At 62.3% G+C, this 19,685-nt stretch carries 18 protein-coding genes, 1 tRNA gene and 1 pseudogene; 12 read left to right on the forward strand and 8 right to left on the reverse strand.

From position 1 onward, the window contains the following. Positions 1–136: 136 nt before the first annotated feature. The 9 genes from NKH23_RS02445 (at position 137) to NKH23_RS02485 (ending at position 8,820) form a co-directional block, all read left to right on the forward strand. Positions 137–829 carry a glutathione S-transferase family protein gene (locus NKH23_RS02445; RefSeq protein WP_352476844.1) on the forward strand — a complete coding sequence of 231 codons (693 nt, stop codon included), beginning with the start codon at positions 137–139 and terminating at the stop codon, positions 827–829. Then, entirely contained in the window at positions 810–1,970 is a 1,161-nt protein-coding gene (gene queG / locus NKH23_RS02450; RefSeq protein ID WP_352977017.1) for a tRNA epoxyqueuosine(34) reductase QueG, read from the forward strand. The genes NKH23_RS02445 and queG overlap by 20 nt, the downstream gene beginning before the upstream one ends. After that, a complete protein-coding gene (locus tag NKH23_RS02455) occupies positions 1,967–2,875 on the forward strand; it encodes an SDR family oxidoreductase (RefSeq protein WP_352715997.1) in 909 nt (302 codons plus the stop codon). Before queG ends, NKH23_RS02455 begins: the two co-directional genes overlap by 4 nt. 56 nt (positions 2,876–2,931) lie before the next feature. Then, positions 2,932–4,026: a penicillin-insensitive murein endopeptidase gene (gene mepA / locus NKH23_RS02460; RefSeq protein WP_352715994.1), complete on the forward strand. Its 1,095-nt coding sequence runs from the start codon at positions 2,932–2,934 to the stop codon at positions 4,024–4,026. 121 nt (positions 4,027–4,147) lie between these two features. Next, positions 4,148–5,173: a glucokinase gene (locus NKH23_RS02465; RefSeq protein ID WP_352466604.1), complete on the forward strand. Its 1,026-nt coding sequence runs from the start codon at positions 4,148–4,150 to the stop codon at positions 5,171–5,173. Between the two features lie 119 nt (positions 5,174–5,292). After that, positions 5,293–7,152 (forward strand): ABC transporter ATP-binding protein, encoded by a 1,860-nt coding sequence (locus NKH23_RS02470; protein ID WP_352913161.1) that lies wholly within the window; start codon positions 5,293–5,295, stop codon positions 7,150–7,152. After that, on the forward strand, positions 7,149–7,982 hold the full coding sequence (dapB, locus tag NKH23_RS02475) for a 4-hydroxy-tetrahydrodipicolinate reductase (protein WP_352913159.1): 834 nt from the start codon (positions 7,149–7,151) through the stop codon (positions 7,980–7,982). The genes NKH23_RS02470 and dapB overlap by 4 nt, the downstream gene beginning before the upstream one ends. A 59-nt stretch (positions 7,983–8,041) precedes the next feature. Beyond that, positions 8,042–8,662 carry a 2,3-bisphosphoglycerate-dependent phosphoglycerate mutase gene (locus NKH23_RS02480; RefSeq protein ID WP_352913157.1) on the forward strand — a complete coding sequence of 207 codons (621 nt, stop codon included), beginning with the start codon at positions 8,042–8,044 and terminating at the stop codon, positions 8,660–8,662. A gap of 73 nt (positions 8,663–8,735) precedes the next feature. Beyond that, positions 8,736–8,820: transfer RNA gene (locus NKH23_RS02485), tRNA-Leu, on the forward strand. Positions 8,821–8,950: 130 nt separating this feature from the next. On the opposite strand, the gene NKH23_RS02490 is transcribed toward NKH23_RS02485, so the two are convergent. From NKH23_RS02490 to NKH23_RS02520, 7 genes are all read right to left on the reverse strand, one after another. Further along, a complete protein-coding gene (locus NKH23_RS02490) occupies positions 8,951–9,322 on the reverse strand; it encodes a DUF4087 domain-containing protein (RefSeq protein ID WP_352913155.1) in 372 nt (123 codons plus the stop codon). 90 nt (positions 9,323–9,412) lie between these two features. Then, positions 9,413–9,826 (reverse strand): hypothetical protein, encoded by a 414-nt coding sequence (locus NKH23_RS02495; RefSeq protein WP_352913153.1) that lies wholly within the window; start codon positions 9,824–9,826, stop codon positions 9,413–9,415. A 174-nt stretch (positions 9,827–10,000) separates the two neighbouring features. Then, a complete protein-coding gene (locus tag NKH23_RS02500; RefSeq protein WP_352913151.1) occupies positions 10,001–11,872 on the reverse strand; it encodes a M60 family metallopeptidase in 1,872 nt (623 codons plus the stop codon). A 15-nt stretch (positions 11,873–11,887) separates the two neighbouring features. Then, a complete protein-coding gene (locus tag NKH23_RS02505) occupies positions 11,888–12,301 on the reverse strand; it encodes a lysozyme inhibitor LprI family protein (RefSeq protein ID WP_352913150.1) in 414 nt (137 codons plus the stop codon). A gap of 90 nt (positions 12,302–12,391) precedes the next feature. Beyond that, complete coding sequence (locus NKH23_RS02510; RefSeq protein WP_352913148.1) at positions 12,392–13,390, reverse strand: PDZ domain-containing protein; 999 nt, start codon at positions 13,388–13,390, stop codon at positions 12,392–12,394. Positions 13,391–13,508: 118 nt separating this feature from the next. After that, on the reverse strand, positions 13,509–13,898 hold the full coding sequence (locus NKH23_RS02515) for a hypothetical protein (RefSeq protein ID WP_352977073.1): 390 nt from the start codon (positions 13,896–13,898) through the stop codon (positions 13,509–13,511). Between the two features lie 79 nt (positions 13,899–13,977). Next, positions 13,978–14,367, reverse strand: coding sequence for a hypothetical protein (locus NKH23_RS02520; protein ID WP_352913144.1), 390 nt, complete (start codon positions 14,365–14,367; stop codon positions 13,978–13,980). An 858-nt stretch (positions 14,368–15,225) separates the two neighbouring features. Here NKH23_RS02520 and NKH23_RS02525 point away from each other — a divergent pair. Then, positions 15,226–15,864, forward strand: a pseudogene (locus tag NKH23_RS02525) (L,D-transpeptidase). A gap of 135 nt (positions 15,865–15,999) precedes the next feature. Next, positions 16,000–16,218 (forward strand): hypothetical protein, encoded by a 219-nt coding sequence (locus tag NKH23_RS02530; protein WP_352913142.1) that lies wholly within the window; start codon positions 16,000–16,002, stop codon positions 16,216–16,218. 119 nt (positions 16,219–16,337) lie between these two features. Here NKH23_RS02530 and NKH23_RS02535 read toward each other — a convergent pair whose 3' ends face one another. Then, the gene (locus tag NKH23_RS02535) at positions 16,338–18,335 is read right to left on the reverse strand and encodes a transcriptional regulator (RefSeq protein WP_352913191.1); all 1,998 of its coding nucleotides are present in this window, start codon (positions 18,333–18,335) and stop codon (positions 16,338–16,340) included. 247 nt (positions 18,336–18,582) lie between these two features. Between NKH23_RS02535 and NKH23_RS02540 the strand changes: the two genes are divergently transcribed. Further along, complete coding sequence (locus NKH23_RS02540; protein WP_352913140.1) at positions 18,583–19,668, forward strand: PLP-dependent cysteine synthase family protein; 1,086 nt, start codon at positions 18,583–18,585, stop codon at positions 19,666–19,668. Positions 19,669–19,685: the final 17 nt, after the last annotated feature.

Genomic DNA, 19,685 nt, shown 5'->3' on the forward strand with positions numbered 1-19,685 from the left:
TCTTGAGAAACGGCTTGCTTGTCACGGCGCGGAACTCCCCCTATAGGTCCCAGCACCCTGACAGCCCCTGAATCGGGCGGCCAAGACTTACCGGCGCAGCCGGCGATTTGCCAGTGCGCTTTATTATCGCGGGACCATGCTGACGCTTTTCCACCATCCGATGTTCGCCAGCTGCCGCTTCGTCCGCCTCGCCTTTGGCGAGTATGGCGAGGAACTGGCGCTGATCGAAGAGAAGCCGTGGACGCGGCGCAAGGAGTTCCTGGCACTGAACCCGGCCGGCACGCTGCCGATCCTGCTCGCCGAAGGCGACGTGCCGATCGTCGGCGCGATGGTCATTGCCGAATATCTCGACGAGACGCGCGGCGTACTCAAGCGCGACAAGCGGCTGTTCGCCGAGGATCCGATGGAGCGCGCCGAAATCCGCCGGCTGACCGACTGGTACCTCAACAAGGCGGAAAGCGAGGTTACCCGGCATCTGGTGCGCGAGCGCGTTCTGAAGCCGGTCATGCCGGAAACGGCAGGCGGCGGCTCGCCCGATTCGGCGGCGATCCGCGCCGCCCGCGCCAATATCCGCCAGCACATGAAATACACCAACTGGCTGGCCGGAACCCGTCATTGGCTGGCCGGCAACAAGGTCACCTATGCCGATCTCGCGGCGGCAGCAGCACTGTCGGTGCTCGACTATCTCGGCGAGATCGACTGGCGCGAACACAGCGCCGCGCGCGAATGGTATACAAGGGTGAAATCACGGCCTTCGTTCCGGCCGCTTCTGTCCGACCGGGTGCGTGGCCTGTCGCCGGTGTCACACTATGCGGACCTCGATTTCTGATACGGCAAAGCTGCGCGCGCTGATCGACCGCGAGGCGCGGAACGCCGGCTTTGACGCCGTTGCCGTCACAACGCCCGATGCGATTCCGCAGGCGCCGAAACGGCTGGCCGAATTCGTTGCCGACGGCTTTCACGGCTCGATGGGCTGGATTGCCGAAACACTCGAGCGGCGAGGCAAACCGACGACGCTTTGGCCGGAGGTCCGCTCGATCATCGTGCTGGCGATGAATTACGGCCCCGACCACGATCCACGCGAGGTGCTGGCGAAGCGCGACCGCGGCGCGATCTCGGCCTATGCGCAGAACCGCGACTACCATGACGTGATGAAAGGCCGACTGAAGGAGATCGCCGGCAAGATCGTGGCGCGCGCCGGCGGTGACGTGAAAGTGTTTGTCGACACCGCGCCGGTGATGGAAAAGCCGCTGGCCGAGGCGGCCGGCCTCGGCTGGCAAGGCAAGCACACCAACCTGGTCAGCCGCGCGCATGGCTCCTGGCTGTTCCTCGGCACCATCTTCACGACGGCCGAACTGGTGCCGGACGCGGCGGAGGACGATCATTGCGGCTCCTGCCGGGCCTGCCTCGACGCCTGCCCGACCGATGCCTTTCCGGCGCCCTATCGGCTCGATGCGCGGCGCTGCATTTCCTACCTCACCATCGAGAACAAAGGGCCGATCCCACATGAGTTCCGGGAAAAGATCGGCAATCGCATCTATGGCTGCGACGACTGCCTGGCCGCCTGTCCGTGGAACAAGTTCGCCCAAGCTGCTTCGGAGGCAAAGCTTGCCGCCCGCGCGGACTTGCGCGAACCGTCGCTCGCCGAGTTGCTGCGCCTCGACGACGCTGCCTTCCGCGCGCTTTTTTCGGGCTCGCCGATCAAGCGCATCGGTCGCGATCGTTTCATCCGCAACGTGCTGATCGCCGCCGGCAATTCTCAGGATTTGTCGCTTGCCGGCGCCGTCCGCGCGCTGCTCGACGACGCCTCGCCCCTGGTTCGCGGAGCCGCGGTATGGGCGCTATCGCGGCTGGTGCCGGGTCGGGAGTTTGCCGAACGTGCCGCAACCGCTTTGCAAGCAGAAGATGACGAGGCTGTGAGAGGCGAATGGCTTCTGGCCCTGCCAAAGCCGATCGAGGCGCATACATGACCAAAAAGCAGGTTTTCATCTTCGGCGCCGGTTATTCGGGCAAGGCCTTCGCCCGCGCCAACAGGGATGCCGACACAACGATCTTCGGTACAACACGGTCGCCGGAAAAATTCGCGGCGCTGCGGCAAGCCGGTATCGTGCCGCTGCGTTTCGATGGCACGCTGACCTCCGAAATCGGCGATGCGCTTGGGAAGACAACCCATCTCGTCGTTTCGGTCGCGCCGGACGAGGCCGGCGACCCGGTGCTGGGCGCGGCTCGCGAGGTGATCGCAGCCAACATGCCGGAGCTCGAATGGATCGCCTATCTCTCCACCGTCGGCGTCTATGGCGACCATGGCGGCAATTGGGTGGACGAGGCCGCCGAATGCCGGCCAGTATCGAAGCGATCAGTGATGAGGGTTGCCGCCGAGCAGGATTGGCTGAAACTGGGCCACGACGTCGGCCGGCCGGTGGCGATCCTGCGGCTTTCCGGCATTTATGGGCCAGGCCGCAACGCCCTGGTCAATCTGGAAAACGGCACCGCCCGGCGGTTGGTCAAGCCGGGCCAGGTGTTCAACCGCATCCATTGCGACGATATTGCCGGCACGCTCTGGCATCTCGCCGAAGGCAATCGCGGCGGCATCTTCAACGTCACCGACGACCTGCCGGCGCCGCCGCAGAACGTCGTCGCCTATGCCGCCAGGTTGATGGGCATCGAGCCGCCACCCGAAATTCCGTTCGAGACCGCCCAACTTTCGCCCATGGCGCGGTCCTTCTATGGCGAAAATAAGCGTGTCGCCAATGCAGCGATCAAGGCGGCCGGCTATGGCTTTCGCTTCCCCGACTACCGCTCGGCTCTCGACGCCATGTGGGCGAGCGGCGACTGGCGCGACGGCGAGGCGCGCAGCCCGATGAAACGGTCGTGATCGATATGTTGCGCGGGGCGTAGTATGATGCGGTTCAAATCGCGGAGGGGTCCAGCTTGGGGAAGACGTTAAAGCGAGCGTTGCCCGGCAAAACGCTGCTGCTTTCGGCAGCACTGGCCGTCGCCGGCTTGACGGCGCTTGCAGCGCAGACGACGAGCGCCGAGGAACGAGCAAAAGACCTGTTCGGCGCCAAAAAGCTGCCGGCACTCGCAGCAGCGCAATCGATCGGCTTTTATTCCAAAGGCTGTTTTTCCGGCGGCGTCGCCCTGCCCCTGGACGGCCGGCATTGGGAGGTGATGCGGCCGTCGCGCAATCGCCGCTGGGGCCATCCGGCAATGATCGCGCTGATCGAGAAACTGTCGCGCGATGCCGCGGCCGACGGCTGGCCGGGCCTGCTGATCGGCGACATCTCGCAACCGCGCGGCGGTCCGATGCTGACCGGCCATGCCTCGCACCAGATCGGCCTCGACGCCGACATCTGGCTGACGCCGATGCCCGACCGCAAGCTTTCTACCGAAGAGCGCGAAAACATCAGCGCTACCTTGATGGTCGATGAAAAGACCCATCTGGTGAAGGACGGGCTGTGGACGCCGATGCATACGCGGCTGTTGAAGCGCGCTGCGAGCTATCCTGAAGTAGAGCGCATCCTGGTCAATCCAGGGATCAAGAAGAAGCTCTGCGACACGGTCAAAGGCGACCGCAGCTGGTTGCGCAAGGTCAGGCCGTTCTGGGGCCACGACTACCACTTCCACATTCGCATCGGCTGCCAGGCTGGATCACCCGACTGCAAGGCGCAGGAAGCGACGGTGCCGGGCGATGGCTGCGACCAGGCGCTGGCGTGGTGGTTCACCGAGGAGCCGTGGCGCCCCAACAAGAACCCGGACAAGCCGAAGGCACGCGACGTGATGACGATGGCGAACCTGCCCAGGCAATGCCAGTTCGTGCTCGACGCGCCGGCTCCGGCCTCGGCGGAAGCAGTCACCTACCATGGCGACGGCGTGCCGATCGCGGCCGTACCTGCTCCCGCGACAGAGCCTTCGCCGCCGCCGACGGTCGCAGCCGGCGCGGCAGCGCTTCCGGCCTCGGCGAACGCCTTTGTGGCGACCCCCGAGATCCGCATTCCACTGCCGCGTCCACGACCGGGGCACTGATGGGGGCGGCGTGCTCGCTGTCTGCATCCGTGCATCTCCACTTCGAAAACCGATTTCCCTTTTTGCGGTCATGCGCTAGTCAACGAGAGAACGGCGATACGCGTCGGGAACGGACGAGAGCATGCCAGGCGTAAGCGACGACGACACTCTGTTGCGATTTCCGATCCTGATCGGCGACATAGGCGGCACCAATGCGCGCTTCTCGATCGTGCTTGACGCGAATTCCGAAGCCGGCGAGCCGACGATCGTCCAGACCGCCAACTTCAATACGATAGACGAGGCGATCCAGTCGGCCGTGCTCGACCGCTCGTCGGTCCGGCCGAATTCGGCTGTGCTGGCGGTAGCCGGTCCTGTCGAAAGCGACGAGATCCCGCTTACCAATTGCCCATGGATCGTCAAGCCGAGACAGATGTTCGCCAGTCTCGGTCTCAGCGACGTCGTCGTGCTCAACGACTTCGAGGCACAGGCGCTGGCTGTCGTCGCGCTCGGCGAAGAGCATATGGAAAAGATCGGCGGTGACGCGCCGGAACCGAATTCCGGGCGGGTGGTGCTCGGCCCGGGAACGGGGCTCGGCGTCGCCGGGCTGGTCTATGCGCTGCATCACTGGATCCCGGTGCCCGGCGAGGGGGGCCATATGGATATTGGGCCGCGCTCGCCGCGCGATTTCCAGGTGTTTCCGCATATCGAGAAGCTCGAGGGCCGCATCTCCGGCGAACAGATCCTGTCCGGGCGCGGCCTGGTCAATGCCTACCGGGCGGTGGCCAAGGCGGACGGCAAGCCGTCGCCCTTTACCACGCCTGCCGAGGTAACCGCCGCGGCGCTGGCAAAGAACGATCCGGTGGCCGAAGAGGCGCTGTCGATCTTCGTCACTTGCCTGGGGCGCACCGCCGGCGACCTAGCTCTGGTGTTCATGAGCCGCGGCGGCGTGTTTCTCACCGGCGGCATCGCGCAAAAAATCCTGCCGGCACTGCGCACCGGCAATTTTCGCGCCGCCTTCGAGGACAAGGCGCCGCACAGCGCCCTGATGCGCAGCATGCCGGTCTATGTCATCACCCATCCGCTGGCGGCGCTTTTAGGACTGGCCGCCTATGCCAGAAATCCGTCGCTGTTCGGCGTGCAGACGGCGGGGCGGCGCTGGCGGGTCTAGGACACAAGCTGCGCCGCGACGAAGTTTCGCCGTCCCCAGCCATAGGCAAGCCGCCATTGGGGCGGTAAGAGGTTGCCGAATTGCAGCCCGGCCGAACCGAAACCACAAAGCGCTCCAACTTGACACTTCCAGCACCAACCAAAGGGAAAGTCCGTCCCAGCGAGATCGTGGCGGTGATCCGCCGCATCATCGCCGAGAACAGCCGCGATTATCGCTGGTACTATGCTCTTGCCGTGCTGTGCCTGGTGACGATCGCGGTGACGACCGCCTTCACAGCCTGGATCATGAAGGATGTCATCGATCAGATCTTCTACCAACAGCGCGGCGATCTTATCGCGCTGATCAGCGTGTCGATCCTGGCCGCCTTCATGCTTCGCGGGCTGGCCAGCTACGGCCAGGCAGTGACGCTGGCCAAAATCGGCAACAATCTGGTGGCGCGCTATCAACGCCGCATCTTCGACCATCTGATGAAGCTCGGCGTCAGCTTCTTCAACGACACCCGTTCGGGCCGGCTCGCCGCGCAGATCAACGAGAACGTCAACGGCATCCGCGATCTCCTGTCGATGACGCTGACATCGCTGGCGCGCGATGCCGTGTCGCTTGTCGCGCTGGTCGGCGTCATGATCTGGCAGGACCCGATGCTCTCGGCGATGTCGCTGCTGATCGGCCCGCCCTTGATCTACAGTGTCACCTATCTGATGCGCCGGGTGCGTCGCATCACCCGTGAATCGGTGCAGATCAACTCGCGGCTGATCGGCGCCATGCAGGAAGCAACCCAGGGCATCGCCATCGTCAAGGCCTTCACCCTGGAAGACGAGCTGTCGCGCCGCATCGGCGGCCTCGTCGCGGGCGCCGAGCAGCGGGCAAACAAGATCGCCCGCGTCTCGGAACGGCTGACGCCGATCTCCGAGATGCTGGCCGGCTTCGCCGTCGCCGGCGTCATCGCCTATTCCGGCTACCGGGCGACCGTCGGCGGCCAGCCGCCGGGCGCGGTGTTTGCCTTCATCACCGCCCTGCTGCTTGCCTATGACCCCGCCAGGCGGCTGGCGCGCATGCAGGTCGGCATGGAAAAGTCGCTGGTCAATGCGCGCATGATTTACGAGCTTCTCGACCTCGAGCCGCAGCAGGGTGACGTGCCGGCAGCCGCCGAGGCGAAATTCACCTCTGGCGAAGTGCGCTTCAACAATGTGTCCTTCCGCTACGTCGAGGAGGCGCCGGTCCTGCAGGATCTGAGCTTTGTCGCCGCCGCCGGCAAGGTGACCGCCATCGTCGGCGCCTCGGGCGCCGGCAAGACGACGCTGGTTGCGCTGCTGCAGCGCTTCTACGACGTCGAGTCGGGGAGCATCGAAATCGACGGCCAGGACATTTCAAAGGTCACCAAGCATTCGCTGCGCGGCTCGATTGCCTATGTATCGCAGCAGCCTTATCTGTTCGAAGGCACCATCCGCGACAACATCCGCTACGGGCGACTGAGCGCCACCGACGCCGAGATTGAACGCGCCGCGCAACAGGCCGCGGCAGACGATTTCATCCGCCAGCAGCCGCAAGGCTATGACACGCCCGTCGGCGAGAACGGCGTGACGCTGTCGGGCGGCCAGCGCCAGCGCGTATCGATTGCCCGCGCCATCGTGCGGCAGGCGCCGATCCTGCTGCTCGATGAAGCCACCTCGGCGCTCGACAACGAGGCCGAGGCCCGCGTCCAGCAGGCGCTGACCCATGTCATGGAAGGGCGCACCACCATCGTCATCGCGCACCGGTTGTCGACGGTGGTCAATGCCGACCATATCATCGTGCTGGAGCAGGGCCGGCTGGTCGAACAGGGCACGCATGCCTCGCTGATGGCCGACCCGCACAGCGTCTATGCGCGGTTCCACCGGGTGCAGGGCAGGAAAGGGCTGGGGCTTGTCGATGACGGCAAGCCAATCCAGACTGCGGCGCAACATGGTCACGCGAAAAAGGCGGCCGGGAGACATTCATGAGTGACACTTCGACCGTTAGTGAAATGGGCCTGGTGGTGGTGGGCGCGGCCGGCCGCATGGGCCAGGCGCTGATCCGCGCCATCCACACGATACCGGGCGCCCGCGTTGCCGGCGCGATCGAGCGGGCCGGTTCGCCCCATATCGGCAAGGATGCCGGCGAGCTGGCCGGCGTCGGCAGGCTCGAGGTGGCGATCGGCGACGATCCGCTGCCGGCCTTCGCCAAGGCCGACGGCGTGCTCGATTTCACCACGCCGGCAGCAACTGTCGAATTCGCCGGCTATGCCGCGCAGGCGCGCATCGTCCATGTCATCGGCACCACCGGCTGCTCGGCCGAAGACAATGCCAGGATCGCGGCGGCGGCGCGCCACGCGACGGTGGTCAAGTCAGGCAATATGAGCCTCGGCGTCAATCTGCTGGCGGTGCTGGTTGAGCAGGCGGCGCGCGCGCTCGATGCTGACGATTTCGACATCGAGATCCTGGAAATGCACCACCGGCACAAGGTCGATGCGCCGTCGGGCACGGCGCTGCTGCTCGGCGAGGCCGCCGCCGCTGGGCGCGGCGTAGCACTTGCCGGCAACGATGTTCGCGTGCGCGACGGCCATACCGGCGTGCGCAAGGCAGGCTCGATCGGTTTCGCCAGCTTGCGTGGCGGCTCGGTGGTCGGCGATCACAGTGTGGTGCTGGCCGGTACCGGCGAGCGCATCACGCTCGCCCATCATGCCGAGGACCGGGCGATCTTTGCCCGCGGCGCGGTCAAGGCAGCCCTGTGGGCGCGCGGCCGCAAGCCGGGCCTATATTCGATGCGGGACGTGCTCGGCCTGACAAGCTGATCCACAGATTTGGCTGATCCACAAAATTTGGCCGATCCACAAAATTTGAAGGAGCAAATATGTCGAGAACTCTCGTGCTCGTGCGCCATGGCCAGAGCGAATGGAACCTGAAGAACCTTTTTACCGGCTGGCGCGACGTCGACCTGACCGAACTGGGTCATGCCGAGGCCAAGGCGGCCGGCGCCAAGCTCAGGGCGCGTGGCATGAAATTCGACATCGCGTTCACGTCGTCGCTGATCCGGGCGCAGAAGACCTGCCAGCATATTCTCGATGCCCTCGGCCAGAGCGAGCTCGAAACCGTACGCGACCAGGCGCTGAACGAGCGCGACTATGGCGATCTGTCCGGCCTCAACAAGGATGATGCGCGCAAGAAATGGGGCGAGGAGCAGGTGCATGTCTGGCGCCGCTCCTATGACGTGCCGCCGCCCGGCGGGGAAAGCCTGAAGGACACCGGCGCGCGCGTCTGGCCCTATTACCTGCACGATCTGCAGCCGCATGTTCTGCGCGGCGGCACCGTGCTGGTGGCGGCACACGGCAATTCGCTGCGCGCGCTGATCATGGCGCTGGACGGCAAATCGGGCGAGGAGATCGTCAAGCTCGAACTCGGCACCGGCGTGCCGGTCATCTACACGCTCAACGCCGATTCCACGGTGGCGTCGAAGGAAGTGCTGGAGCATTGAGCCGGAGAAGGAACGCGGCTTTCAAAAAAGCGCGTTGACACTCATCCCTCGCCCGCTTAATGAGCGCGCACCAGCCCAGATGGCGGAATTGGTAGACGCGCACGGTTCAGGTCCGTGTTCCGCAAGGAGTGGAGGTTCGAGTCCTCTTCTGGGCACCAAATTCCCGTTTCGAACTTTTTGATAGGGTTCAGAAACCCCAAGAAAAAGCCCGGTTTTGCCGGGCTTTTTTTCTGGAGCTGATGCCTAGGCGTCCGCCGTCGTCCATGGCATCCACAAGATATCTAACAATTATCCGTCCGGGTTAGGCAGCGACCTGTCGTTGCGACAGCGCAGCAGCGGAAGGATTTGGCCCGAGATCACTCTGGTGATCTTCTGTTGCTTGGCGTTGGTTACGACGGTCATGCACGCGCATCCGTAGCCGTGGCCCGAACCAGGCACATTGGTCTCGACGAATTGTCGCTCGTTAAAGGCCGGCACATTGTCGATGCCTTTGGGATCCGGCCGTCCCTGCATCTGGATCCACCAATCCCCGTCACTGTCGGTCAGGACGAGGTTGCCGAGTGTCGGGCTGGAGTACCAGCCACAACGACGCTCGGCATAGGCGGCGGCAGGCAAGGACATGATGGCCAGGCAGAAACAGATAGCGAACAATGGGCGCATGAGAACCTTCACCTCCCTTGAGCAAAGCAGGTCATGCCGCCGATAATCTGCGTTGGCGCCGGTAACGAGGCGGCATGATTTTTGTAAGCCTTATGGCCTCAACTTCGTGTCCACATTTTCTTCGATCAATCCGCAATGAAGCGTCACAGGCTTCCTTTGAACATCGCTTAGTGGACCGTCGATGAAATCGCAGCTGAGCAGATTGTCCGGACTGCTCTTGCGCGCCGACGCAACGTTGACGTTGACCTCGGGAGGGCCGGCAAGCCAGTCGAGACGCTTCGTGTCGACCTTTGTGCCGCTGATGTGAGCGTGGCCCGCTGTGCCCGCTATCTCGACCTCTTCGTCCTGCGGCGTGAGATCGATCTGGCCGACTTCGTTGGCGTGCTTCTCGGCGCTCCGCTTCGGGTCACCGTAATAGGAGGCGAGGACAACGATCCCTTCCTTTTTAGCCACGAGCCTGGCGGCTGCCTTTTTGGAAAGCGTGACGTTGACGTCGAAGCCCATATCGCCCTGGGCTGTTGCCGACGCAACACATGCCAACAGCGCAGATGCTGCAATCGTCACTGCGGGCAGTGATCTATAGCGTTTCACAATCCACCTCCTTTAAGGCCCCTCACGCAATGCCGATGCCCCCGCATCCTTTCGTGTCTGGCGCCGGCATGACGCTCGCCGCCGGCTTCACCGTGAAGCGACATTCAGACCAACGCGCGACAGTTGAGAATCTGCTGGAGGCAGGTTCAAACGCTTCAATCTGTCGGCGGTTTCCTGCTCGATGTGCAGCCCCCAATCGGAAAAGAACTGGGTCAGGTCCTGATTTGCGACCGTACTGGCACGCAGGATGAAGGTTTGTACCTTGACCGCATCCTGCTCATTGGCATCATCCAGTGGATGCTCGCGATAATATCGGTGAAGCTTCGGATAGAAATCCTCGCCGAGACCCCGGCGCAATTGATCGAACATGACCAGCCGCGCCCAAAGCTCATCGTCGTCATCCGCGCTGACACGCATCTGTTTTTCATTGTCGAAATCGCGCGTCTTCCGCGCCAGATATCGCGCCGCCAGATCCAGCGGCGTCTTGCCAGTAGAGTCATCGCGCTCTTTCAAGCGGGACGGATGGCCAAAATGTGCCTGGGCGTTGAGCGAGTAGATATTGACCGTAGTTTCTACAATCTCGCCCCAGGTCCAATCTTGCTGCTGGTACATATGGCCGGTTTCATGCCAGATCGACCACGCTTGCCGCAGCTTCTTCACGTTCAGCAAATCACCCATGTTGCTGCCGGGGACACCTATGAAATAGTTGCCTGCGTACATGTATATGCCGTCTTCGAAGACCTTCGCCGGTGTCACCGTGTCCTGCTGATAGTGCATGCGCAAATGGGATGCCCGATGAAGTTTGGACGAACCGTCGAGACCAGATAGTGCATCGTACCAGCCTAGAATTTGCTCGAGGGTGTCGAGAATTTCCGCAGGGTCGTCCTGAGGCGCCCTCATATAGACTTTGCGGGTCGCGGTAATGGCAACACGCTCGCTTATCATCTCGACGAATGGCGCACCGGGCATGTCGGTGAGCATTTTACGCCAGTCTTCGAAGCTTGTTTTTCCCTTGACGTAGAGGGGGATCGAACTGCCGCCACGCGCAATTGCCACGTCGATCGGAGGCAGAGCCGCACTGAAGCCGCTCTCGGCGTAGCGGAAATAGATCAGCCCGTCGCGCTTCGCCGTGAAGTCGGTGCGCCCTTCCTTGGCAATGACCAATTGCGGGTCATCCTGGGGTCTTTCGTCATAGAAGCTGTTCATCGGGCCGATCATGATCATCAAGCCGTCGGGGGAAGGCGGCAGGCCTTCGGCCGTAACCGATACCGCTTCTCCCTTTTTCACGAACACACCGCTTGGCTGATCGTCCATCAGCTTCGTGCGTCTCAGCCTATTGGCGTCGGGTGTGGCTGCAGGCATCGGAGCAAGGCGATAGCGCTTGTTCAGATTGTCGAATTCCGACACCACTGCCGACGCCGCTGCCGGTCGGTCGCCATTGCCGGCCGGATAAAGCAACCACTGGGCATTGTCGTCCAGGCTGGCGTCATAGACGATGATCCGAGCGTCGTCCGCACGTTCATTGGCCCTGACGTTGAGCGTCGTGCCGCTGTCATCCAGCTCGATGCCATAGCCGTTCAGATGCGGCTTGAAGCGCCACCCTCCAGCGGACTGCTCATCCTCGAGGACGACACTCGTATCCCCGTTTTCGTCTTCGTCGCCGCCGGCGAGATACGTTCCGTATCGTAGAGACCGGATCTGATAGGTTGCGCCGTTCGTTTCCCCGGTCGCCCTGGTGATGGTCCACAGCTGCGCGGGACCATCCTTGGGTTTGCGAGCGGACTGACCAAGCACGATCTCGCCATGCCTGCCTTCAAAGGCGGTGAGCGCTTTGTAGGAATGCTTCGCGACGATGTAATAGTCCCCTTCGGGGATCTCAGCGGCACTTGCGACCGTAACAATTGCCGCCAGCAAGAGCCCAGCTATCAAGTGCACTGCAGATACGATGAAGGTCCTCATCCCGGCACCGACGTGTCAATTCGCGGCCGGAACGGGGCAACTCATCGGATCGCCCTGCTTGCCGCATTTCAGGTAACCCTCGAAGGCTTTGACACGGGATTGCGCCAGGCTGTCCATGCACTGCGCGGTGAGCATCGGCATTACGCTTCCTCCGGCCGCTCCTGAAGTCTGGAAACTGCACTCGGCGTCGCGAAATTTGTCCCAATCCCGTTGTGCTTGGACAAGAAGCTTCCTGGTATCCGCGTCGTCCTTCAGGCGGGCTTCGATCTGCTTGTAAAGCTCATTGAGCTTCTTGTCGGATTTCTTGAACGCGGCATCGGCGCACGCATTCAGCGAGGCCTGATCCTTGGCGGCGTCGTAGCACTTGTCCTGGGCAGAGGCGAACGTCGGCATGGCCAGAACCACGGCAGTCAGTATTGCGGTTTTCATCGATTGTCCTCCGTTTAGATTCCACCGATTGACGGGCGGTGGTTTATCCCGCCGTTCACTTCAGATATCCGTCGCCGCCAGGGCCAGCCACTAGTTGGAATCGTCATCATCCGATCCATTACTGTCGTCGCTACTGTCATCCGACGCATCGCCATCCGTGCTGTCATCGTCGGTGTCGGTGCTGTTTTGGTCATCGTCACCGCCCGCTGAATCTTCATCGTCGTTCTGATCGCCAGAATTGTCCTGATCATCGGAACTATTGTCGTCGGTGTTGTCATCCGAGCTATCGTCGTCGGTGTTGTCGTCGTCATCAGTGTCGTCCGACTGCTGCTCATCGTCATTCTGATCGCTTGAATCGTCCTGATCATTTGAACTGTCATCGGTGCTCTCGTCCGAGCTATCGCCATCGGTGTCCGCGCTGGTGTCGTTGGAATCGTCGTCAGCATCGGCAGAAGGCGCGTTGGCGTCTGGACTGGCGTCGCCGGGCAGCGAGTCGTCTTCGCGATAGCTGGTGTCTTCGAGGCTTGTCTCCATCTCGTCGTCGTACTGATCGACGATCTGCGTCCACTCCTCATGGTTATCGACGCTCGTCCATTGCGAGATATTGTTGACCGAGATGTTGGTATTGAAGTTGTTGACGGTGATGTTGGTATTGACCTCGACGACATCTGCGACTTCTGTTCCGCGGTTCACGCCAAACAGAAAACTGGTAGCGCTCACGGCAAGAGCGGCCCAAACGAGTCGGTCGACATCGGTCGGCGTCGAAATCGGTTGATGCCGCACTGTGGCAAGCACGTCACCCGGCCGGATGCCTTGCCGCGCGGCAACGCCATGGGGTGCAACGGCCAAGACATACACCCCGCGAAGCTTGGGCGGGATCTGGTAGCGGTGCCGAGAGGCGTGGTTGATGGGTATCAAAACCGCGTTAAGAGCCCGGGAAACATAGGGTTTCGGCAGATCATATTTGCTGGCATACGCAACATTGATCGTGTGCGGGATGGCTACACTCACAACAGCCGTCATTTTCACTGAAGTTGCCAATGCATGGGCGAACTGAATTATCAGTCTGGATTTTCGAACAGTTTGCATTTTGCACATCCTGCAGCTGATGATTGGAACCGATCTCAGAGGCCCGGCGCCCCGGGTGCTCCCAAATCATTCTCCCCCTGCACCAACGGTCAGCGGCAATTTCCAGCGATCATCACCGTCATTCCGTAACTTCCTCGGCAAAACACTTTGCCAGATCTTGCGGCGCTCCGAGCTTCTTCGCCCAGGATACCAGTTCAGGTTTTTCCGACGGGTCGGCATAGCCGCCCCACACGTCGCGAAATTGCTTTTTTCCGTCGACTGTCTGGAAGAACATCACGCCGTCGTCGCTCACCGGCGTGGAGACGTAGGCAGCGCTCCAGTTGCCGTTCTCCATGATCGTGATGAACTTCACCCGAGCGGGCTTGACCTTGTTGTCCAACGCCGAGGCAACGAGGGGGGCATATTCCTGCTTGCGCGCCTTCGTCACATCGACCTTTACGCCGTCGCAGGCACCATTCGCGGCGAAAGCGAAGGTCAGCGTCGTTGCCAGCCCCATGAGGCCGATCATCACGATTTTGGCACATCGCGGGATAAGACCGTTGGATTCAGACATGAGGGCATTCTCTTCGTTCGTGTTGGAGGGTCCACTAATCGGAATCGTCGTCGTCCGATGAATTGTCATCGTCCGGTGTATCGACCTCGCAGCCGATGCCGCGGCAGCCTTGGTAGTTGCCTTGCGTATCGAAGTTCGGATTGCCTTCCTTATCGTACTGCGGCCTGTCGTCGATGCTTTGATCCCCGTCATCAGGATCGTCGACCTTACATCCGAGCCCATGGCAGCCGATGTAACGGCCCCTGGTATCGAAGTTGGGATTGCCGTTCCTGTCGAACTGCGGCCGGTCGTCTATCTTCCGGCTCCCTTTATGGAACCGATCAACCAGGCAGGTCCTTCCGCGGCAACCATCGTAGTCGTCGATGGTACAACCGGAGATCGCCATCAAAGCAGTGGCCAAGGCCGCACAGATTACGAATTTCATGACTCATTCCTCCGACTGGTTGGCGGCGGACATCGTCCATATCGGAAGGCCATTGCAGGCGGCGATCCCCGCTCTTGCCGCGAAGTCTGGCGCCAATCGGAGGACGGCAAAGCTTCGCCGGCCATCGAACGAGAGCCGGGCTGTGGGCGATGCATTCGACGACTTAGCCGACGGTTGCCGTAATCTCTTACGTAGGAGGAAACGCTCCCGGCGGGGGCCGCCGCATTAGCGAATGTCAATATTCCTCTCCATGCTTAGTGCCCCATCCGCCCAAGCATGTTTCAACAATCCGCTGACGCGGCTGTGCTTCCAAGAAATTGCGTCCGAGTCAGCCTATGACAAGGACAAATCCCAATATCGCAGGATTGAATTTTGCAAATGCTTAATAATTCGGAATCAGCACTGGCTATCTTAGCAGATACTGAAATGTGACCAGTAGCAAGATTCCGGAATACTCCCTTAGTTCTGTTCTCATTAATCCGAGTTAGTACAAGTAATATTCTACGTTGCTGTGAATTTTGCGCCAGCTTTACAAAAAAGGCGCGACGAGACTGCATCTTATATGATCGCCCTAATCGCGATCTATTGTGGTATTTTTTCGAACCCAGCCAGCAGTTGCGCAGGCCGAAAGAAACGCCGCCCGTTTACCGGACTTTCAACGCTGCGGCGTGCCGCATAGAGGCGCAGTGGAGGGCGCCGCGGCCGCGTTGTGAGCATCTTCCCAGTCGGATTGTCATCGGGTAGCCTGCAGGGGCGGCACGTGAAGGCGCTCTCTTTGGCGGACGCACTGCTGCACCTTCAGCCGTTGCCCGTCGGAAGATGGGGCTGGTGTCACAACCCGGTGCTTGCCGCGACAGATTGTTCCCGTCCCGGTTCATTTCAGCACCGAAGCGAGGGGGAAGAGCGCTGGCTGCGGGAACACAGGTTTTCGACCCGAAAACCCACAAATGGGTGGACTACGATCGCACCAAGGCGCAAATACTACGCCGCGCATAATGAGGTGCCCGAGGCATTTCGTCCGCAGATGGTCAAATTCCGCACCGCGGAAGCGCCAGGCACGATCATTATCGATGGCAACCAGCACTTTCTCTACCTTGTGCAGCCGGGTCAGCAGGCCATGCGCTACGGCATCGGCGTGGGCCGGGAGGGGTTTGGCTGGGCCGGCATCGTGCGCGTCGGCCGCATGGCGGAGTGGCCGACCTGGACGCCTCCGGCCGAAATGGTCGCTCGCGATCCGAAGGCGGTGAAATACGCCGGAGGCATGAAGGGAGGGCCCGACAACCCGCTCGGCGCGAGGGCGTTCTACCTCTATGAGCGCGACCAGGACACGATCTACCGGATACACGGGACCCCGGAGCCATGGACGATCGGGCTCGATGTGTCATCGGGATGCATCCGTATGAGAACGACGACATCGTCGATCTCGCATCCCGCGTCAAAGTTGGGGCCAAGGTCATCGTTCTCATGCAAGGGGCGGCACTTTACAAGGGTGTGTGAGCGGCATTCGGAGAGGGACAAGCAATGTCGGCAAAAAATGCAGTGAGAACTTCAATCCGGGCGACAGCAATCGCACTCCTGGCTGGAGCCCTCAGCGCTTGCGTCAGCGCGCCACCGCCGCCGCCTCAGGACCAGATGTCCAGGACCAAGGTCGAGACGGCCCCGGCGGACCTTCAGCTGCTTTGCGCCAATGCGGTCGCCAAGGCGAGCGGCGTCGACAGCACGAAGATACTTCCGGTTTCATCGAGCAAGCTCGATTCCAAGACCTATCAGGTCGAACTCGATGCCAGTGGCAAGAAGACAAGCTGCCTCGTGGACACCGACGGCAAAGTCAAATCGGTTGAGCCTGTCTGATCCGCTCTGGTCGATGAATTCGCAACCAATCTGACGATGCGCCTTGGCTGCGGATATGACGATGTTTGGGGCGGCCAGCAGCGATGAGCGGTTTGGAGAACCTGGCTAACGGCGCGGCCTCACCCCAGCCCGATCCGCTTGGCGCCTTGCCGGAACAGCGCCTCGGCGTCCGGCTCGAAGCGGAAGGTGCCGATGAAATCGTCGGCGCAGTAGTTCGGCAGCATCTTGCGCAGCGCAGCGGCGAAACTTCGTGCCTCCTCCAGCCGTCCTGCCAGCGCAAGGCAATGCGCGGCAATCGCCAGGATGATGGCATGGGCGTTAGGACGCGCGGCTGCTTTCAGCGCCCATTCGGCGGCCTCGTCGAACTGGCCGAGCCGGACATGCGACATCGCCCTGGCGCCCAGCATGCCGAACAGCAGCGGATCGAAGGGACTCAGATGCCTGGAATGGTCAGACGAGCCGATCGCGGCCTGCGGATCGCCGGACTGCGAATGGACGAACGAGAGCGCATAGTGGCCGAGCGCGAAATTCGGGCTGAGGTCTACGGCGCGTTCCAGCTCGATGAGGGAGCCGTCCTGCTCGCCGCGCAGCCACAGCGCCCGCCCCATGGCCCAGTGAGCGGCCGGATTGTGATCGTCGACGAGCAGGCTCTGGCCGGCTGCCTCGAAGGCCAGGGCGCTTTCCTGGTCGCGGTCGCCCCAGCGCTGGAAGGCATTTTGCCAATGGGTGAAGGAGAGCCCGGCATAGGCGCGGGCGAAGGTCGGATCGAGCTTCAAGGCTATGTCGAAGAAATGCCGGGCCTGCTCGTTTTCCGTGCGGGTGAAGCGATACATGTGCCAGAGGCCGCGGTGGTAGGCTTCCCAGGCGTTCAGCGAATTGGGCGCCTTCAGCACGGCGCGATTGCGCTCGACGGTCTCGATCTCGGTCGAGATCGACGAGACGATGCTGTTGCCGATGTCGTCGAGCACGGCAAAGATGTCGTCCGGCTTGCGCTCGAACGTCTCGGCCCAGACGATCCTGGCCGTGCGCACTTCGACCAGCTCGACCGCGACGATGACGCGGCCCGCCTGGCCGCGCACCGTGCCGGCGGCGACATAGTCGACGTTGAGCCGCCGGCCGGCATCTTCCGGCGCAATGTTTCTTTCGGCGAGCGCAAACACCGAACCGCGCGCGATGACGAAGAAATCCCTGAGCTTGGCCAGGCGGGTGATGATGTCGTGGGTGAGGCCGTCGGCCAATCCACCGCGCGGGCCGCCGACAGCCGCCTCTTCGGCAAACGGCATCACCGCGAGCGAAGCCTTCTGTGACGCAGCGGTATCGGAACGGGAAAGCATAATTGACGCGTGCGGTGCCGCGGGTACGACTGAAGGTCGGGCCCAGAGCGTTGCTGCAGGTCGTTCGCCGCGGATCGTCCGCCATGCCTCACGAACGGCTCCGAAATCCAGATCCTCCGAAGCAAACAGCTGCGCCGCGGAAGCGAGATGTTCCTCGCCCGCGTCAAACTGGCCGCGCTGCGCCAGCCTGGTCAGAAGAGCCACATGTGCGCGCCCGTCGAACGGAGCGAGTTCCAGCCATTTGTCCAGATGCGAAGACATTTCGTCGGCATCCGCCGGAAGCTTGTTGACGAGGCGTTCCAGGATGGCGGCGTGCCAAGAGCTGAAGCGGCGGCGCTGAGCGTTCAGCCAGCTGTTGAAATGCGGGCTGCGGTCGATCTCCAGCCCATCGAGAAAGTCGCCGGCAAACATTCCGGAAAGAGCCCGCAGCCGCTCTAGATCGAGCGTCTCAACGCCCTTGGCGGCGGCCGAGGCTATGTCGACAGCGTCGACGGAAGCACCTCTCAGATCAAGCGCGATCGTGTCGCCTGGTGTCTCGACCCTGCGATGATGCGGTTCATCGAGGATGCCTCTAAGCTTGCTCAGGCACCAGCGAAGCTCGCCGCGCGGGTCGTTCGGCACATCCCACAAAAGCTCGCAGAGGCGGCTGCGGCCGACCGGATGCGGCGCCAGCGCCAGATAGGCGAGCAGCGCACACAGTTTGCGCGACTTCGGAAGCTCGACGAAGGTGCCGTTGCGGATAATCGTCAGCAGTCCGAGCAGACGCACGGAAAGACCGGCCATCTCGCCGCCGAGGCTCGATCGGGCGGATTCCACGTACGTTTCCACGCCTGCTCCCACGCTGGCCAGTCGGCCTTTGTTTTATCACCAAACGCGACACGGTGCATCCGGCAGCGAATTCCCGCGCCGGATGCTGGCATTGCCGGGAGGCAAATGTAGCGCGGCAAGGTCTCGAAACCTCGCCGCCCAAGCCACCGGTCTGTAACCGGCCCGTGACCACAAGAGACAACGACAAAGCGAGGAGATCGACGTGTTGCATCAACAGAAAATCAGAACCACCGCCGGGCGCGGCCGTCTGTTCGACAGCATTCTCGACACGGTCGGCGATACGCCGGCGATCCGCATCAATAATCTCGGACCGGACCATGCCACGATCTATGTGAAGGCCGAGTTCTTCAATCCCGCCGCCTCGGTAAAGGACAGGCTGGCGCTCAACATCATCGAGGAGGGCGAGCGCAGCGGCGCCTTGAAGCCGGGCCAGACCGTCGTCGAGGCGACCAGCGGCAACACCGGCATCGGCCTTGCCATGGTCTGCGCCCAGAAGGGCTATCCGCTGGTGGTGACGATGGCCGACAGTTTTTCCATCGAACGCCGCAGGCTGATGCGCATGCTGGGCGCCAAGGTGGTGCTGACGCCGCGCGCACAGAAGGGTTTTGGCATGTACAAGAAGGCAGTGGAGCTCGCCGAAGCCAATGGCTGGTTCCTTGCCCGCCAGTTCGAGACCAAGGCCAATGCCGCCATTCACGAAGCGACGACGGCGCGCGAGATCATCAACGATTTCGCCGGCTCGCGGCTCGACTGCTTCGTCACCGGGTACGGCACGGGCGGCACCGTCGCCGGCGTCGGACGCGTGCTGCGCCGCGAGCGGCCGGAGACCCGGATCGTGCTCGCCGAACCGGCCAATGCGCAGCTGATCGGCAGCGGCAAGCCGCAGCAGCGCGGCACCGGCGGCGCGCCTGCCGCAAGCCATCCGGCGTTCGAGCCGCATCCGATCCAGGGCTGGACGCCCGACTTCATTCCGGACGTGCTGCAGGAGGCGATCGACGCCGGCCTCTATGACGAGGTGGTGCCTATTGCCGGGCCCGAAGGCACGAAATGGGCCAAGGCGCTGGCGCAGAAGGAAGGCATTTTCACCGGCATCTCCGGCGGAGCGACATTTGCTGTCGCGCGGCAGATCGCGGAAAAGGCGGCGCCCGGGTCGGTGATCCTGTGCATGCTGCCCGACACCGGCGAGCGCTACATGACGACGCCGCTGTTCGACGGCATCGAAGCGGAGATGGACGCCGAGGAGACTGCGCTTTCGCAGTCGACGCCCGGCTGCCAGTTTCCGGCGTGACGGCGGCGCATCGGGAG

The organism is Mesorhizobium sp. M1328, assembly GCF_040318075.1.
GTDB lineage: Bacteria > Pseudomonadota > Alphaproteobacteria > Rhizobiales > Rhizobiaceae > Mesorhizobium.

What these genes read in the sequence shown, in the direction of transcription:
- NKH23_RS02505 (WP_352913150.1), bottom strand. Translation starts at nt 12,301, where the DNA reads ATGAAAACCGCAATACTGACTGCCGTGGTTCTGGCCATGCCGACGTTC.
- NKH23_RS02500 (WP_352913151.1), bottom strand. Translation starts at nt 11,872, where the DNA reads ATGAGGACCTTCATCGTATCTGCAGTGCACTTGATAGCTGGGCTCTTG.
- NKH23_RS02455 (WP_352715997.1), top strand. Translation starts at nt 1,967, where the DNA reads ATGACCAAAAAGCAGGTTTTCATCTTCGGCGCCGGTTATTCGGGCAAG.
- NKH23_RS02530 (WP_352913142.1), top strand. Translation starts at nt 16,000, where the DNA reads ATGTCCAGGACCAAGGTCGAGACGGCCCCGGCGGACCTTCAGCTGCTT.
- NKH23_RS02480 (WP_352913157.1), top strand. Translation starts at nt 8,042, where the DNA reads ATGTCGAGAACTCTCGTGCTCGTGCGCCATGGCCAGAGCGAATGGAAC.
- NKH23_RS02495 (WP_352913153.1), bottom strand. Translation starts at nt 9,826, where the DNA reads ATGGGCTTCGACGTCAACGTCACGCTTTCCAAAAAGGCAGCCGCCAGG.
- NKH23_RS02490 (WP_352913155.1), bottom strand. Translation starts at nt 9,322, where the DNA reads ATGCGCCCATTGTTCGCTATCTGTTTCTGCCTGGCCATCATGTCCTTG.
- dapB (WP_352913159.1), top strand. Translation starts at nt 7,149, where the DNA reads ATGAGTGACACTTCGACCGTTAGTGAAATGGGCCTGGTGGTGGTGGGC.
- NKH23_RS02520 (WP_352913144.1), bottom strand. Translation starts at nt 14,367, where the DNA reads ATGAAATTCGTAATCTGTGCGGCCTTGGCCACTGCTTTGATGGCGATC.
- NKH23_RS02445 (WP_352476844.1), top strand. Translation starts at nt 137, where the DNA reads ATGCTGACGCTTTTCCACCATCCGATGTTCGCCAGCTGCCGCTTCGTC.
- NKH23_RS02465 (WP_352466604.1), top strand. Translation starts at nt 4,148, where the DNA reads ATGCCAGGCGTAAGCGACGACGACACTCTGTTGCGATTTCCGATCCTG.
- NKH23_RS02535 (WP_352913191.1), bottom strand. Translation starts at nt 18,335, where the DNA reads ATGGCCGGTCTTTCCGTGCGTCTGCTCGGACTGCTGACGATTATCCGC.
- NKH23_RS02510 (WP_352913148.1), bottom strand. Translation starts at nt 13,390, where the DNA reads ATGCAAACTGTTCGAAAATCCAGACTGATAATTCAGTTCGCCCATGCA.
- queG (WP_352977017.1), top strand. Translation starts at nt 810, where the DNA reads ATGCGGACCTCGATTTCTGATACGGCAAAGCTGCGCGCGCTGATCGAC.
- NKH23_RS02515 (WP_352977073.1), bottom strand. Translation starts at nt 13,898, where the DNA reads ATGATCGGCCTCATGGGGCTGGCAACGACGCTGACCTTCGCTTTCGCC.